Below are 14611 nucleotides of genomic sequence, written 5' to 3' on the forward strand. Positions count from 1 at the left end.
TTATATAAATACAATTATAGAAATTATGTATACGTTGTAGTAAAATTATGTTGTTGTAATAAATATATTGGGGAATACTATTTTATTATAATTACACTCACTAACTACAATGGCAAAATATTTAACTTATATGGGAGGATTAATCATGGAATTTCTACTGAAGGGCATAATGTCCGTCACCTGGCAACAACTAATAATGTGGGGTATAGGTGCAGGGCTAATATGGCTTGCTATTAAAAAAGGTTTTGAACCGGCACTTTTACTACCAATGGGGTTTGGTGCTATTCTTGTAAACTTACCACTCTCTGGAGCTGTAACTCAACTTATTAATGGTCATGAAGAAATCGGAATAATAGACAATTTATTTAATATGGGTATAGCTAATGAGCTATTTCCACTTATTTTATTCATAGGTATTGGAGCTATGATCGACTTTGGTCCATTGCTTACAAATCCGAAAATGCTTTTATTTGGCGCTGCAGCTCAGTTTGGTATATTCTTTACCATTTCTTTAGCGGCACTAATAGGATTTTCATTAAAAGATGCAGCTTCCATCGGAATTATAGGAGCTGCTGATGGACCTACTTCTATCTTTGTTGCAAACTATTTTAAAAGCAACTACATAGGACCCATAACCGTGGCCGCCTATTCTTATATGTCTTTAGTACCAATTATTCAACCAGCTGCTATCAAGCTAGTAACTACTAAAAAAGAGAGACAGATAAAAATGAAGTACAATCCTAAATCTGTTTCTAAAACTACAAAGATATTATTTCCAATAATAGTTACTGTTATTGCTGGTCTTATTGCACCAACCTCTGTAGCTTTAATAGGTTTCTTAATGTTTGGTAACCTAATTAGAGAATGTGGTGTTTTAGAAAGGTTATCCAGCACTGCACAAAATGAATTAGCTAACTTAGTAACCTTACTTTTAGGAATTACTATAGCTTCTAAGATGAAAGCTGAATTCTTTGTAACCTCTCAAACCTTTATGATTATAGGTCTTGGTCTAATTGCCTTCATATTTGACACTATTGGTGGAGTTTTATTTGCTAAATTTATAAATCTATTTGCAAAGGATAAAATTAATCCAATGGTTGGAGCAGCTGGAATATCAGCATTTCCTATGTCCGCTAGAGTAATCCAAAAAATGGGTCAAAAAGAAGATCCGCAAAACTTCTTATTAATGCATGCAGTTGCAGCTAACGTATCTGGACAAATAGGATCTGTTATAGCTGGTGGATTAGTTCTCTTCTTAATCGGAGGTGGCATGTAATGAATATAAATATAGAGGCATTCATGGAAAGTTTAATTGTAATGGGTAAAGGTATGGGCGGAATCTTTGTAGTAATGCTTATAATATTTTTAGCTATTAAAGGATTAGGCTCCATATTTAAAGGTGAAGAATAAACAATATATAGCAAAGCTCTATGACTAAAAGTCTTCAGTCATAGAGCTTTTATGATTTTAATTTCCTGAAATAGTTACACCCTTAATCTTCATCCAAGGAGTTATAGATTCTCCAGTATTTAAAGTTTCTATAGAGATTTCTTCTATATTATTAAACATATCCTTTAAATTTGAAGTTATCATAGTTTCAGTTATGGCATACTTAATTTCTCCATTTTCAACATAAAAACTATTTTTAGCTACTCCTGAAAAATCTCCATTTGATGCTGGCATATCTCCTGAAAATCTTCCTAGAATTATTCCTTTTTTAGTCGATTTTATTATATCTTCTATGGATTTATCTCCATTATCCACAACTATATTAAAGTCAGTTTTAGTAACTGGCTTTCCAATTTTCTTTGCAGCATATAATCCTATAATAAATGACTTTAATATCCCATTTTCTATGATACTTATATTCTCTGTTTTATATCCATCTGCAGTTATGAAGTTTTTATTAGCTATCTCATCACATAATGGCATGCATTTAACCGTAAAATTATGATCAGCAACCTTCTCATTTAATTTATCCTTTAAAATACTTGTACCACCAATTAGTGATCTATCTCCAAGAAAATTTATATTATAGTAATATAGCATTTCTACTACTAACTCTGGAGTTAAAATTATATCTCCAATAAATTTATCCTTCATTCTCTCGCAATTAAGTTGACTAACTATATCCTTAAATCTTTGTCTAACATCAGCATACTCCATAAAATCTAAAGGTAATTCATTAAATAAATAACCAAAACCTGTAAAAGATGTAGATTTTTCACCCTCCTTTGCCAAGAACCCTATGTCAACTCTATATATTCCTTCTACTATTTTAAAGTCTACACCATTAGAATTTAAAAAATTAGTTTCACTACTATTGAATTCTAAGGTAGTTCCATCCACAAACTTAACCTGCGGAAACTCTTCCTTTAGTTTCTTTAAAAACACACTTGTAAATTCATACATCTTATCTAAGTCTGGCTCACTAGCTCCACTACTAAATTCCTCTTTAGGTTGCTCTTCTGCAATATCATTACACTGATCACTCTCTGCTGATTCACACATCTCCATTAACTCTTTAATTTTTGTATTTATTGCTTCTTCTTCTAGTTTATTTAAGGTTATAGTAGATTTTTTATCATCCTTTATAGCTACTAAATCTATGTTAGTATCAATAGTTGTTCTTAAAAGAGTTATATCTTCATTTCCAAAATTCAACTCATATTTTTTATTACTTTTAAGAATGCATTGAGACTTATCCGCCCCTTGCTTCACTATATTATCAATACAATATAAGGCTATTTCTCTATTTTCCATACTATTTTCCCCCTATATTTACACTACATTTTATTGCAGGTCCACCCATACCTACAGTTATAGGTTGTTTCTTACCACACATTCCACTATTTGACCATGAAAGGTCATCAGATACCATGGTAACAGTCTTTAACATATCAAAGGCCACTCCTGATATAGTGGTATCCTTTATGGCTTTACCTAGCTTTCCATTCTTTATTTCATAGCCCATAGTTACTCCAAACATAAACTCACTAGTAGCATCAGCTTGACCATTACCAGGATTCATTAGATAGTATCCATCCTCTACAGAAGCAATCATTTCTTCAAGTTTATTCGTTCCTGGAAGGATACAAGTGTTTCGCATTCTTATTATAGGCTCATCTGAAAACTCATAGGCTCTTGCATTTCCCGTTGGTGCTACATTAAACCTATTTGCACTTTCTTTATTATGCATATATCCCTTTAAAATGCCCTTATCTATTATAGTTACATCCTCTGCCTTAGTTCCTTCATCATCTATATATATAGGTACTAGACATGTATCACCAAATGCCGTATTAGCATAATCCACTAAAGTAATTAACGGACTAGCTACCTCTTTGCCCATATATTCATTTGCTATAGAGCCAGCTAGTACAACGTCTGCCTCTGTAGTGTGTCCAACTGCTTCATGGGCAAGGATACCAGCTAAATCTGTAGCCAATATACACTCTTTTAATCCACCACTTGCATATACTCCCTCAGCCTTTTCTCTTAGTCTTTCATAAGTCTTATCTATTTTTTCATATAGATCATCTGGTTTTAAAAATTTATCTTCAAATTGACCCAATCCACTTATAATTTCATACAATTCAACAGGTACACCATTATTATCATTAACCACTAATTCTATCATTATATTTGCTCTTGGTAAAAATGAATATAATTCAGCTCCTGAAGATGTAATAAGACTTTTTTCCATATTTAATTCATTAATTCTTATACTTCTGCTAACTAAATTACTATATTTTTTTATAATATAATTATCTATCTCTTTAGTAAATTCTATTAACTGCTTTTGAGTTAATCTTACCTTCTTTGTAGCAAATGATTTTTCTATAGAATAGTTTGAAGTTATTAACTCTATATGCCTACTCACTGACTTAGAATTTAAAAATTCCCCATTTTGTCTTGCAATATTTAGTACTTGTCTAATACTTTCATCCTTAATATTAGAATTAGAAGCAAATCCCCATGCTCCATTTACATTTACTCTTGCAGAAATACCACTAGAAGATGATCTAATATTCTGAATCAAATTGCCATTTGTCATCATTATACCTATGGATGAATTTTCTTGGCATCGCAGTTCCGTATACCCCTTTAGCAAATTAGAATATTTACTGAAATTTGATATAATCATAAACTTCCCCCCTAAAATGAGCATTTACACTCCCTTGTTATTATTATACATTAATTACATTTATTTTAAAATGATTTTATATATTACTTGCAATTTCAAAGGCTATCATCATATATCTTTCTCTTTCACTTAAGTCTAAATTACCAAGAATTCTTTTTTCCCACTTTTCACTATCTAAGTTATCTGCTGAGTATAGAAATTGAAAAAACTCTACTCCTCTAAACTTGCACATAGCTGCTAGTGATGCACATTCCATATCCACAGCAATACATCCTTCAGCCTTTCTTTTTTGCATATTTCCTATGGTTTCTCTATAAATTGCATCAGTTGTCCAAATCTTTCCTTTAACATAGGGAATTTTTAAATCATTTAATATACTTGCCAATTTATCAGCCTTTTCAATAGTTACATAATCACTTGGCTTCATATAGTGATAACTTACCCCTTCATCTCTATATGCATCAGTTGGAACAATTAAATGTCCAGCTGTAATATTTTTATCTAATGAACCACAAGAGCCATATACTATAACCTTCTCTGCTCCCATAGCTATAATTTCTTCAAGGGTACCTGTTGCAAAGGAGCCTCCTACTGGAGTCATATAAAATCCTATCTCCTTACCCTTGTAATTCATCTTATAAATAATTACGTCACCATTTACTGACCTTATAACTCCTACTTGAACTACACCTTCTAACTTTGAAAAAACCTCCATTACTTTATGAGAAAAAGTGGCTATTACTACTTTAGGAAAACCTTCAATTCTCCCTACTACTTCCTTTGGATTTATTATGGCCTCCATACTTTCATCAAAACTGTGAATTATACTCATTTTTCCATCTCCTTTACACTCTTATCAACTTTACTCACCATTCTGATTTTCTTTTAAATTCCTAAGAAGCTCATCTACTTCTCTTGGATTCTCAAGCACTATTATCTTCTTTTTATTTTCATAGTTTTTGAGCTTTTCCAAAACCTTAGGTCTTTCATTTTTATTGAATTTCAATACCCATTTAACAAACTCTAAATCTAGCTTTTCTTCACATCCCTCTGTCATATCAGGTCTCTTTTTCCCTTTGAACATAAATCTTCTCTTTATAATTCTATAGGTGCAAAGTAGAGTTGACATATTAAGAAATATTATTGTATCTGCTGAGTTTAACCTTATATCCATAGTCGATCTATAGTTTCCATCTATAATCCATTGATCATTATCAGCTAATTCTCTTACTACACTCTCCCATTTACCCTTTGGCGTCTCTATCCAACCCGGGTTCCAATACATAGTATCTAGATGATATACAGGAAGATTTAATATGTTTCCTAACTTACGTGAAAATGTAGATTTACCTGAACCACCACTACCTATTACAGCAATCTTATTCATATTTATCGATATTCTCCTTATCCTTAATAATTTATTCCATGATAAGCACTATACTATTAAATGCCCTTATCTAAGGATAAATAAACCAATTCTTCATCATCTCTAACCTTAGTCATTCCGACCTTATTTAATAAATTAATAGAGGGCATATTATCTCTTAAGCATTCTGCCGTAATTACCTTCACAGATTCCTGAGAAAATGCCCATTCTATCAAAGCATTAACTGCTTCATAGCCATACCCAAGCATTCTTTTGCTTTCAACTATGTTATAACCAATTTCAATTTCTCCAATCTCATTTGGACAGCCTTTAAATCCACCATCACCAATTATGGTATTGTCAGCCTTATCAATAAAAATCCAAGGTCCATATCCATCAGGAAGTTTCTTTTCTAGCTGAGCCTTAAATATTGGTAACGCAGGCATTATATCGGAGCTTGGCCATTCTTCATTAAAATTTACACCTATATGATCATATGCATTTATATCATTATTTAAGACTTCTGTTATAAGTCTAAGTGACATTGTTCTAATAATTAATCTCTCAGTTTCAATTCCTATAACTTGGTTTAAAATCATAATTATCTCCTTCTGATGTATCTGTTACAATACTTCTTCTCTAATATCAATCCATTCCCTTTTCAATAAATCCATGTACATTACATCTGAAAACTTTCCTGTTCTACTATCAAAGAACCCTTCCCTTATAATTCCAATTTCTTTGAAGCCTAAAGCTCTATATAAACTGTGAGCGCGTTTATTATCTATCATGCTCGTAAGTTCAATCTTATTTAAATTTAAAAATCTAAACATAAAATCTATAAAATGACTTAAAGCATCCTTTCCATAGCCCTTTCCTTGCTCTTCCTTCCAAATCTTTATTCCAAATTCGCATTTTTGTTCTCTTTTATCCCAGCCACAATAATTCATCTCCCCTATAGGAGTCATTCCATCCTTTTTACAGATTATAAATCTTTTACTTGCAGCATATAACTGTGAATTTAAGACTTCCTTCTCTATACTATTTCTTATTGAAGTCTTACTCTCTAAAGTACCATAGACTAAGGCAGCATGAGACATAAAGCTTCCATCATTCCACCATTTATATAAAAATTCTTCATCACCTATTTCAAGTTGCCTTATAATTACACCTTTTCCCTCTATCATAAATATCTCCTTTAATACTTTATAAAATCAAAACCTAAAACTTCTATGTGCTCATTCTTATCTAAGGATTTATCATAATTTTTTCTAAGCTGTATCATGTTTAAGTGATCAAAACCACATTCCTTATATAGTTTAATATCACTAACTTTCCTTAGAATTACTTTTCGAATAAAGTTCTGCCCATGCTGGGAAAAATCCTGAATTTATAGCAATATTTTGTGAGTGAAAATGGGATTCCGCCGTTCCATAAAAAGGAACCTTTCCTCTCTTTAAAATTTCATTCTTTAGAAGTTTAACTAAGGTTGTTCCTATTCTCTTACCTCTATACTCTGGCAGAATATCAATACCTATTTGCCACATAGTTTTACTATCTGCACTTGCACCCGCCATGCCAATTATTTCATTTCCATCCCAAGCAGAAACTGCAAGCATATCTGGATGATTTTTATCAAATAAAAAAGCTTCTCCAAATCTCTTATCACCCTCAAACTTCAAAATTTCTTCTTGCTCATACCATTTTATATCATAAATAGGTTTATCCATCTCTTGCACATCAGGATTTGGTAGATAATAATGGTGAGCATCTGCTATCTCATGTCCAACCTCCTGTAACTTTTTATCAATAGCCCTAAGTTTAGGATATTCAAATAGCCATGCCGCACTTGCATTAATAAATTTTTCTTCAAACCATGGTATCAATGTAAGGGTTGTACTAATAATTGCTTTGTTTCCAAAACATAGTATTTTTAGAGCACATCCATCATTATCATAAATTCTTCTACCTTCAACAAGTTTATTCTCAACTATTGTATTTACTTCTTTTTCAAAATCAGATACCTCACAGTTATAATCCAGAGCTAACTGAGCCTTAGCAATTTCTATAATTTCATTTTTTGTATACATATCAATATTCTCCTTTATATTCATAGAACTTTCTCTATTTTAACTTCTACTTTCACTATTCCATTCATCTTTTAATATGGCATATATCGCTAAATCATAAAAGCCTCTTTTCTCACTGAAACTAGCTTGTCTTAATGTTCCTTCATACTTCATTCCACTTTTATTCATTACCTTTCCTGATGCACCATTTTTAGTATCATGAAGTGCTACTATTCTATTAAATCTAATTTCAGAAAATAAATAATCAATCACAGCCTTCAATGCTTCAGTCATTATGCCCATATTCCAATATTTTCTTGACATACAATATCCTACTTCACAGGAATAATGTTTTTCATTTATTCTCACCAAAGAAATTTCACCTATAACTTCTCTAATATCTTTTAACACAATAGCCCAATTATAGTTATCATCATTTTCATATTCCAAAGTCCACTGTTTTATAATTTCTTTAGTTTCTTCTACATTATCATGGGGCTTCCAAGATAAAAATTTTGTTACTTCACTATCTGTTGCCCAGTTTTTAAACATGTCATTGGAATCTTCAATTTCAAGCTTTCTCAGTAAAAGCCTATCTGTATTTATTGTTTGTGTCCCCTTATGTGTCAACATATAAATTTCCCCTTTTTAATTTAAGTTCCTTTACTTTCCTTTAGTATTGTTTTACTACCATAATATATAAAGTATAATTATTATGAATGACTATTATATAATTTATAATAATTAAACTTACACATTTCACCATCATATAGTACTACTCTGTCGTCAACATAATTAAATCCAAGTTTATTAATCACAGTTTTAGATGAAGTGTTCTCTGGCTTTACGATTGCAGTTAAAGACTTTAATTCAGTATTTTCAAAAACCCACTGAATTAGCGCTTTAGCTGCTTCTGTTGCATATCCATTCCCTTGGTAGCTATCAGAAATACCATATAAAATCTCAACTTCATTATCTATTTCAGCTTTTGCATGAACTCCCACAACACCAATGCATTTATGCTCCACCTTATATTCAATTGCCAATATTATAAAAGGCTCATTTATATTAAACTTTTCATTTAGCCAATTTATCCAAGAAAGTGCTTCTGACTCATTATGCAAAACCATATCAGACAGCCAGTAAGACACATTGGGTTGTTGACTATAATATACTGCATCCTTTGCATCGTATGGTAAAAATGGTCTTATAATTAGATTTTCTGTTTCTATACTAATATTTATCATTTTAAAATCTTCTTTCTTTATTGTAATTCTCATCATTATCTTTAGTTAAACTTGTACAATAAGTGAATAAGCTTAACTAAAATTTATCTATTTTATTTTTGTACTACTACATCTTTATAATCCGTCAAATAAGAATTTTGTTTATTTATATGATTAACACTTAAAGTCATTCCAATTTACTGGGGTAGTTTTTCCATTTTGCCAATCTTCTCTTGTAATACCATAACCAATTGCATCATATAGTTTTCCATTTTTACTTCCCCATGCCTTTCGATAGTGTGCCTCTTTAACAAAACCGCACTTATGGAATACACATCTCATTGCATAATTATCCTGCCTTGTATTTCCCTCTATCCTTTCCTTATCAGAGTAATTATTAAATATATAATCAACAAGCCACTTCACTGTAATTGTCCCAATTCCCATACCTTTATACTTGCTCAAAATTTTTATGTCAAACAACGGGCTATCATCTTGTAAATCATAAATTCTTATCATTCCCACTTTTATACCCTCATCTAGAATAACCCAAAATGTTTTGCAGTCATCCCCAGTATAATAATGTTTTTCATAGCTCTCTCTAATTCTTTCAGGATTTTGGTTCGGTGTTCCATAAAATTCCCAAGTATCTGATGTTAAAAATCCTATAAGAATATCAATTTCATCTTTAAATTCTTCAAAGCATATTTTCATGATTTTATTTTCTCCTTTAAATTTATTACAATTGAATCTTTTCTTTTAATCTCTCCTTTGGTTATTCTTCATTTATTTTTGCATAGAGCAAATTATCATAATAGTTATTCTCAAACTTCATAACCTTTTTTAATAAGCCTTCTTTTTTAAAGTTATTCTTTATTGCCACTCTTTCACTTGCTTTATTTCGTGGATCCATACGAATTTCCAGTCTTATTAACTTCAAATCATTAAAAGCAATATTTTCTAACTCCTTCACAACTTCGGTTGCAATGCCCCTATTAAAAAAATTTCTATCTATAAAATAACCTATTTCTCCAACGTGAGGACTATCTTGAAATATTTTTATATTACATCCACCAATCACAGCATCTTCATGAATAATTGAATAATTATACTCAAGATTATTTTCTCTTTTATACTCTCGTCTCTTAATCCATTCTCTCTCCAATTCAATACTTCCGGTAATTGTTGAATAATAAAATTCAAACTTTCCTTCGGTAAGTATTCTAAAGAAATCCTCAGCATCTTCTATTATTGGATAACGCAGCTCAACCATAAAACTCCTCCTATAACCTTTATCCATCTAATTTAAATGAATTATTTTTTATTCAAATAATTCATTTATAATTGGAATAATATTAATTAGTGGTTCTTCATATGGATGAATTTTTTTAATAACTTTAATAGCATTCATAACATATTCTTTTTTACATCTTATCTCAATCTTACATTCCTGACCCTCGCATACTTTACCTACTTCACCATTAAAAGGATTTGAACCTTCTAAAGGTCTCCAATATCCTCTAACATTTGTTATCGAGATAACATTATCATAGTTTCCAATTTTGCAAACATTCACTTTATTAAGTTCATCTCTTAATTCTATTACATATTCTTCTGGAACATATATTTCGATTTTTACTTCTTTAAATTCCATAAACATAATACCTCTTCTATTCTTGCTATTTTATTAATTTAATTCTTAGATAATCAAATTATATAGATTCCAATGCTTCATTGTTCCACTCATTCTTTAATATTGAATATACGGCTAGGTAATATTATTAGTATCATGAACTGCTACTATTCTAATTAAAATCATTGATTACCCTAAATACATTTTTTCAAATTCATCCAAATTTTTGTAACATTTAATCTCCACACCAAGTGTTTCATAGTTCTTTTTATATTCTTCCATTGAATTATCAAATTCTTCTGCTGATAAAGCTAAGTTATCTGGAGTGATATTTTTCATTAGGTCTGCTCTAGCAATATCGTATTTACTATACATTTCGTCATAGAATTGTTGGCAACTGGCAGCTGTCATCAATGATAAATAGATATCACCCTTTTCAGCAGCATGATACATTTTATTCTTCCAATTAGAATAAATTTCTTCATATGTGCCAATAATATCAGCTTGGGAGATTACCTTTTTTGAAATAACTTTATCCTTCATTTCCTTTGCAAAATCTTTTAGTGATTTCATTAACATTGTTGATGATTCTTTAATCTCTTGAATACTTGCCGCTTTGATTAAATTCCAATATAATTCATTAAAACCTATGGGAAGGTATTTCATTGTGGAAATTTCTTCTGGGACTCTTTTAACACCTCTTTTTACATATGACTTATTATACATATAAATAGCAAACTCAATATAATATAAAATACTTGCTGCCTCATATCTACATTCACCGTATTTATTACTCAGCATTACATTTCCATATCCTTTCATTGCTTCATTGACAAAATTTTCAGCCTTCTCAATATTTTCTATTGAATATTCTTCATTTAGTTTATTTATAACAACTGATCTTAATTTCATATATTTCTGCATGTACTTCTCATCATTACAGTAAACAATATCTAACTCTATTAGTTTTGTAATATAGGGATCATTATATTTTGACATTTCCTCGAGTCTATTCCATGGAGTACAATATATATCAAAAGCTACATCCTCAATGATAAAGCACGATGCAACTTTCCAACCACTATCATCATTAATAACGATACATAAATCTAAGTCGGATTTTTCATAGATATCACCAGAATGGAACGAACCGGCAATTCCTATTAATGCAATGGAGCCTGGACATACATTTTCTGCCTTTTTGATAATAGCTTCAATTATTCTATGGTTTCTTTCCTGCAATTTCTTTTTTATATATGTTTCCATAAATTCTCCCTCCAGTAATTAGTAAACATTGTTAAATTCGCAATACCCTATAAGCCCCATTCCTCAATAATACTTACTTTCTTGTTTGTAGCATCAAGTTCAATCTCACATCCTATTGGTAGAGTCATCATTGGATGTGTATGACAGCAATCGAAATCTGCAATGAATGGTAATTTTTTATTGCCTAACACTTCTAATAATATTTCATATGTTTTTTTACCTGTCTTTAAGTCGTCAAACAACTCATGTTTTCCAAGGATTATTCCCGAAATTCTATCAAATTCATGTAAATTCCTCCAGTCCAATAATAACTTCATTCCTTTAATTCTTGTAGACTTTATCTTTCATATTATTTATATCACTATAGTTCATATATCATATACCAATTAAATATATATCTTAAATAATATACTTTTCCATAGCTATCTGTGGTAAAAAGAAATCCTTTCCAATTAAAGTTCTATCCAATATCTTAATACCTCTTTACCTGATTCCTTTGAAATTACAGTGTTTTCTAACCTTCCACCATTGTACTCAATTATCTTTTTAGAACCAATATTATCAAAGTCACATGTTACTAAAACTGTTCTATGTCCTAGCACCCTTGCTTTTTCCAATATTAAATTTAATATTAACTTTCCATATCCCTTTCTTCTATACCTTGGTGATATATCATAACCAATATGTCCACCTTCTTCATAGTTTGTCTCATTAAGCTCATATCTTAATCTAACAGTTCCTAAAATATCCTTGTTTTCATTTAAAAGCCACCATTCTGATGATGCAACGTGTCCCACTTCTAGATTAACTCCCTTTTCCCTATTCTTAAGATAATCTAAATAACTTTTAAAATCATAATTTGCTCTAGAATACCTTCTCTCAATCACATCTTCGTCATTTTTATTATAGTCATTAAACATTTCAATAAATTTTTCCTCAAGACAGAGTTCTGGCTGTACCAAATCAATCATCATTTACACCTCAATTCACAATGAATTTAATATTTACTTCTCTGCTACAAATAAAAGGTGGTTACTTGTACCTAAAAACTCAGGCTTTTCACAGCAATAATAATGATAGTTAAGCCACTTACTATAACTTTCCTCATCCATATTATTTATTTTATCTGCCAAGAGTTCACTTAATCCATCTGTAGCAACCTCTGACGTAATTTTTAAGTCAGATTCTCTTAATAGCTTTCTACACTGGTCTACTGTATGGAAAACAAAAGGAAAGTCTACAACTTTAAAGGTGTCATGATTATAGTTATTTCCCTTTAAAAAATCTTCTTCATAGAGCATAGTTTCCGTAGTAATAACCATGTCATTAGATATAAATGCAAAGAACATCTTTCCATCCTTCTTACAAACTCTTTTTACTTCTGCTATGCACTTCATCCTATCTTGAATTTTTGACAAATGATATAAGGGACCAAAGCATAATACAATATCATAAGTTTTATCTTTAATCATAGATATATCCATTGCATTACCTTGAAATACTTCCATGGACATTTGAGAATCAACTTTTCCCTTTATTTGCATAACATGTTTTTCAACTAGCTCAATGGCAGTTACATTAAATCCCCGTTTTGCAAAGTACAAGCTATATTCTCCTGTTCCAGCTCCTAAATCTAGTATTTTCATACCTGGTCTAAGATTTTTTTCAATCTGCCTTACCGTTGTTAAAAACTCCACTTGCCTTGCCTTTGTAGATAATCTTGAACCTTCATCAAAAATATCATAAAGAGCTGAAACTCTATCCGCTTCCTGTTCTATCTTTGAAATATCCTCTATCTTCATCTAAATACCACCTTACCTAAAATTGTGGGTCTACCCTCTTTGTCCTAAATTTCTATAGTTCTAGCTCCATTACCTCATTCTTGATTGAAAAGCCTTACTCTTCATATTCATGTTGCCATCTCATTTCTGCGATAACTTCTAAATCCTCTTCTTTAGCTAATCTACATATCATATTCTCCTATGCTCCTTTGTGATTTTAAAAATCAAGGCTAACTTATAATTAGTATATTTCTGCAGCATCCCTCGGTAATTCTTTGATATGCTTTATAAACTCAAAGCTTCTTTTAGCTTCTTCATAATTATATTCATATCCAAATATTTTACCTACTTCAGGTGCAATCTCTTCAAATAACTGGCATGTTGTAATTAATGCATTCCAAGAGGAATCATAATCACTCATATTAAAGGTACTCATTAACCTTGTCCATACATCTAAATCCAAATATTCTTTTAAATATTTATTTGCTTTCCCTATACTTACTTTAAATTCTGTTTGAATACCAACCTTCCAAGATAACATAGTTAATAATTCTTGTCGTACATAACTATTCATTACTTCTATTGTAAATAGAATTTCTTCCCTCCAAAGTCCCTTTGCACAGTATGGTGCTACCCACCAAAAATTATTACATCGACTAAAATATTGTCCATAGGTAGGTCTTTTAACCCAATAATCTTCATCAGTTGTTGATGGTATTTGTGGTAAACAGCTGTCTTTATCAAGTAAAGGAACAGTTAACTTATCTTTTCCATATTCCTTTATTAGCATTTCCATAGGCTGAATATGCAAGTCAATTCTATTTCCATCTGTAAACTGCATTAAATAAGTATAACCATTTTTAAAATCAACATCTATTCCTTGCATTTTATCAAGCTTATCAGGTTCTTGGAAAATAATTGGCTCACCAAAAACACTTGTCCATCCTTCATCTCTCAGAAAAGATTCTGTTTCAGTAACTACATAAACAATGTCATAGTCCTGAAAAATATCTTTTTTCACATTAGGGTTTGCCCGAGAACCATTCATATAAACAGCTCTAATTCGGCTATCTCTATTTGCAACACCTAATATTAAATCAAACATTTCCTTTTCAGTTCTCAT

19 protein-coding genes are annotated in these 14611 nt (G+C 30.8%); 2 read left to right on the forward strand and 17 right to left on the reverse strand.

Annotation, left to right across the window (positions count from 1 at the left end; all coding sequences use genetic code 11):
* Window positions 1–145 precede the first annotated feature (145 nt).
* Entirely contained in the window at window positions 146–1276 is a 1131-nt protein-coding gene (locus ACTNBA_RS14530) for a sodium ion-translocating decarboxylase subunit beta (RefSeq protein ID WP_441074939.1), read from the forward strand.
* Complete coding sequence (locus ACTNBA_RS14535; RefSeq protein ID WP_341349072.1) at window positions 1276–1410, forward strand: OadG-related small transporter subunit; 135 nt, start codon at window positions 1276–1278, stop codon at window positions 1408–1410. The genes ACTNBA_RS14530 and ACTNBA_RS14535 overlap by 1 nt, the downstream gene beginning before the upstream one ends.
* Before the next feature lie 57 nt (window positions 1411–1467).
* Here ACTNBA_RS14535 and ACTNBA_RS14540 read toward each other — a convergent pair whose 3' ends face one another.
* From ACTNBA_RS14540 to ACTNBA_RS14620, 17 genes are all read right to left on the reverse strand, one after another.
* Window positions 1468–2763 carry a metallopeptidase TldD-related protein gene (locus tag ACTNBA_RS14540; RefSeq protein ID WP_441074940.1) on the reverse strand — a complete coding sequence of 432 codons (1296 nt, stop codon included), beginning with the start codon at window positions 2761–2763 and terminating at the stop codon, window positions 1468–1470.
* A gap of 1 nt (window position 2764) precedes the next feature.
* Window positions 2765–4147, reverse strand: a complete 1383-nt coding sequence (locus tag ACTNBA_RS14545; protein ID WP_441074941.1) for a TldD/PmbA family protein — start codon at window positions 4145–4147, stop codon at window positions 2765–2767.
* Between the two features lie 76 nt (window positions 4148–4223).
* Window positions 4224–4979, reverse strand: a complete 756-nt coding sequence (locus ACTNBA_RS14550) for a nucleoside phosphorylase (RefSeq protein WP_441074942.1) — start codon at window positions 4977–4979, stop codon at window positions 4224–4226.
* Between the two features lie 30 nt (window positions 4980–5009).
* Window positions 5010–5534: a DNA topology modulation protein gene (locus tag ACTNBA_RS14555; RefSeq protein WP_441074944.1), complete on the reverse strand. Its 525-nt coding sequence runs from the start codon at window positions 5532–5534 to the stop codon at window positions 5010–5012.
* Window positions 5535–5590: 56 nt separating this feature from the next.
* Window positions 5591–6112 carry a GNAT family N-acetyltransferase gene (locus ACTNBA_RS14560; protein ID WP_441074945.1) on the reverse strand — a complete coding sequence of 174 codons (522 nt, stop codon included), beginning with the start codon at window positions 6110–6112 and terminating at the stop codon, window positions 5591–5593.
* A 24-nt stretch (window positions 6113–6136) separates the two neighbouring features.
* Window positions 6137–6700 (reverse strand): GNAT family N-acetyltransferase, encoded by a 564-nt coding sequence (locus tag ACTNBA_RS14565; protein ID WP_441074946.1) that lies wholly within the window; start codon window positions 6698–6700, stop codon window positions 6137–6139.
* A 141-nt stretch (window positions 6701–6841) separates the two neighbouring features.
* The gene (locus tag ACTNBA_RS14570) at window positions 6842–7603 is read right to left on the reverse strand and encodes a GNAT family N-acetyltransferase (protein WP_441074947.1); all 762 of its coding nucleotides are present in this window, start codon (window positions 7601–7603) and stop codon (window positions 6842–6844) included.
* A gap of 39 nt (window positions 7604–7642) precedes the next feature.
* Window positions 7643–8215, reverse strand: a complete 573-nt coding sequence (locus ACTNBA_RS14575) for a GNAT family N-acetyltransferase (protein ID WP_441074948.1) — start codon at window positions 8213–8215, stop codon at window positions 7643–7645.
* Between the two features lie 80 nt (window positions 8216–8295).
* Entirely contained in the window at window positions 8296–8829 is a 534-nt protein-coding gene (locus ACTNBA_RS14580) for a GNAT family N-acetyltransferase (RefSeq protein ID WP_441074949.1), read from the reverse strand.
* 153 nt (window positions 8830–8982) lie between these two features.
* Complete coding sequence (locus ACTNBA_RS14585) at window positions 8983–9522, reverse strand: GNAT family N-acetyltransferase (protein ID WP_441074950.1); 540 nt, start codon at window positions 9520–9522, stop codon at window positions 8983–8985.
* A gap of 61 nt (window positions 9523–9583) precedes the next feature.
* Complete coding sequence (locus ACTNBA_RS14590) at window positions 9584–10081, reverse strand: GNAT family N-acetyltransferase (protein ID WP_441074952.1); 498 nt, start codon at window positions 10079–10081, stop codon at window positions 9584–9586.
* A gap of 48 nt (window positions 10082–10129) precedes the next feature.
* The gene (gene cutA / locus ACTNBA_RS14595; protein WP_441074953.1) at window positions 10130–10462 is read right to left on the reverse strand and encodes a divalent cation tolerance protein CutA; all 333 of its coding nucleotides are present in this window, start codon (window positions 10460–10462) and stop codon (window positions 10130–10132) included.
* Between the two features lie 168 nt (window positions 10463–10630).
* Window positions 10631–11707: a hypothetical protein gene (locus tag ACTNBA_RS14600; RefSeq protein ID WP_441074954.1), complete on the reverse strand. Its 1077-nt coding sequence runs from the start codon at window positions 11705–11707 to the stop codon at window positions 10631–10633.
* 47 nt (window positions 11708–11754) lie between these two features.
* Window positions 11755–12012 carry a S66 peptidase family protein gene (locus tag ACTNBA_RS14605; protein ID WP_441074955.1) on the reverse strand — a complete coding sequence of 86 codons (258 nt, stop codon included), beginning with the start codon at window positions 12010–12012 and terminating at the stop codon, window positions 11755–11757.
* A gap of 147 nt (window positions 12013–12159) precedes the next feature.
* Window positions 12160–12681 carry a GNAT family N-acetyltransferase gene (locus ACTNBA_RS14610; RefSeq protein WP_150845741.1) on the reverse strand — a complete coding sequence of 174 codons (522 nt, stop codon included), beginning with the start codon at window positions 12679–12681 and terminating at the stop codon, window positions 12160–12162.
* Window positions 12682–12711: 30 nt separating this feature from the next.
* On the reverse strand, window positions 12712–13509 hold the full coding sequence (locus tag ACTNBA_RS14615) for a class I SAM-dependent methyltransferase (RefSeq protein WP_441074957.1): 798 nt from the start codon (window positions 13507–13509) through the stop codon (window positions 12712–12714).
* Window positions 13510–13729: 220 nt separating this feature from the next.
* Window positions 13730–14611: an aminoglycoside 6-adenylyltransferase gene (locus ACTNBA_RS14620; protein WP_441074958.1), complete on the reverse strand. Its 882-nt coding sequence runs from the start codon at window positions 14609–14611 to the stop codon at window positions 13730–13732.

Origin of the sequence: Clostridium sulfidigenes (assembly GCF_052067195.1) — a bacterium.
GTDB classification, from domain to species: domain Bacteria; phylum Bacillota; class Clostridia; order Clostridiales; family Clostridiaceae; genus Clostridium_J; species Clostridium_J sulfidigenes.

Excerpts from the sequence above, each read along its gene's own strand:
- ACTNBA_RS14530 (WP_441074939.1), top strand. The coding sequence starts at position 146 with ATGGAATTTCTACTGAAGGGCATAATGTCCGTCACCTGGCAACAACTA.
- ACTNBA_RS14535 (WP_341349072.1), top strand. The coding sequence starts at position 1,276 with ATGAATATAAATATAGAGGCATTCATGGAAAGTTTAATTGTAATGGGT.
- ACTNBA_RS14540 (WP_441074940.1), bottom strand. The coding sequence starts at position 2,763 with ATGGAAAATAGAGAAATAGCCTTATATTGTATTGATAATATAGTGAAG.
- ACTNBA_RS14545 (WP_441074941.1), bottom strand. The coding sequence starts at position 4,147 with ATGATTATATCAAATTTCAGTAAATATTCTAATTTGCTAAAGGGGTAT.
- ACTNBA_RS14550 (WP_441074942.1), bottom strand. The coding sequence starts at position 4,979 with ATGAGTATAATTCACAGTTTTGATGAAAGTATGGAGGCCATAATAAAT.
- ACTNBA_RS14555 (WP_441074944.1), bottom strand. The coding sequence starts at position 5,534 with ATGAATAAGATTGCTGTAATAGGTAGTGGTGGTTCAGGTAAATCTACA.
- ACTNBA_RS14560 (WP_441074945.1), bottom strand. The coding sequence starts at position 6,112 with ATGATTTTAAACCAAGTTATAGGAATTGAAACTGAGAGATTAATTATT.
- ACTNBA_RS14565 (WP_441074946.1), bottom strand. The coding sequence starts at position 6,700 with ATGATAGAGGGAAAAGGTGTAATTATAAGGCAACTTGAAATAGGTGAT.
- ACTNBA_RS14570 (WP_441074947.1), bottom strand. The coding sequence starts at position 7,603 with ATGTATACAAAAAATGAAATTATAGAAATTGCTAAGGCTCAGTTAGCT.
- ACTNBA_RS14575 (WP_441074948.1), bottom strand. The coding sequence starts at position 8,215 with ATGTTGACACATAAGGGGACACAAACAATAAATACAGATAGGCTTTTA.
- ACTNBA_RS14580 (WP_441074949.1), bottom strand. The coding sequence starts at position 8,829 with ATGATAAATATTAGTATAGAAACAGAAAATCTAATTATAAGACCATTT.
- ACTNBA_RS14585 (WP_441074950.1), bottom strand. The coding sequence starts at position 9,522 with ATGAAAATATGCTTTGAAGAATTTAAAGATGAAATTGATATTCTTATA.
- ACTNBA_RS14590 (WP_441074952.1), bottom strand. The coding sequence starts at position 10,081 with ATGGTTGAGCTGCGTTATCCAATAATAGAAGATGCTGAGGATTTCTTT.
- cutA (WP_441074953.1), bottom strand. The coding sequence starts at position 10,462 with ATGGAATTTAAAGAAGTAAAAATCGAAATATATGTTCCAGAAGAATAT.
- ACTNBA_RS14600 (WP_441074954.1), bottom strand. The coding sequence starts at position 11,707 with ATGGAAACATATATAAAAAAGAAATTGCAGGAAAGAAACCATAGAATA.
- ACTNBA_RS14610 (WP_150845741.1), bottom strand. The coding sequence starts at position 12,681 with ATGATGATTGATTTGGTACAGCCAGAACTCTGTCTTGAGGAAAAATTT.
- ACTNBA_RS14615 (WP_441074957.1), bottom strand. The coding sequence starts at position 13,509 with ATGAAGATAGAGGATATTTCAAAGATAGAACAGGAAGCGGATAGAGTT.
- ACTNBA_RS14620 (WP_441074958.1), bottom strand. The coding sequence starts at position 14,611 with ATGAGAACTGAAAAGGAAATGTTTGATTTAATATTAGGTGTTGCAAAT.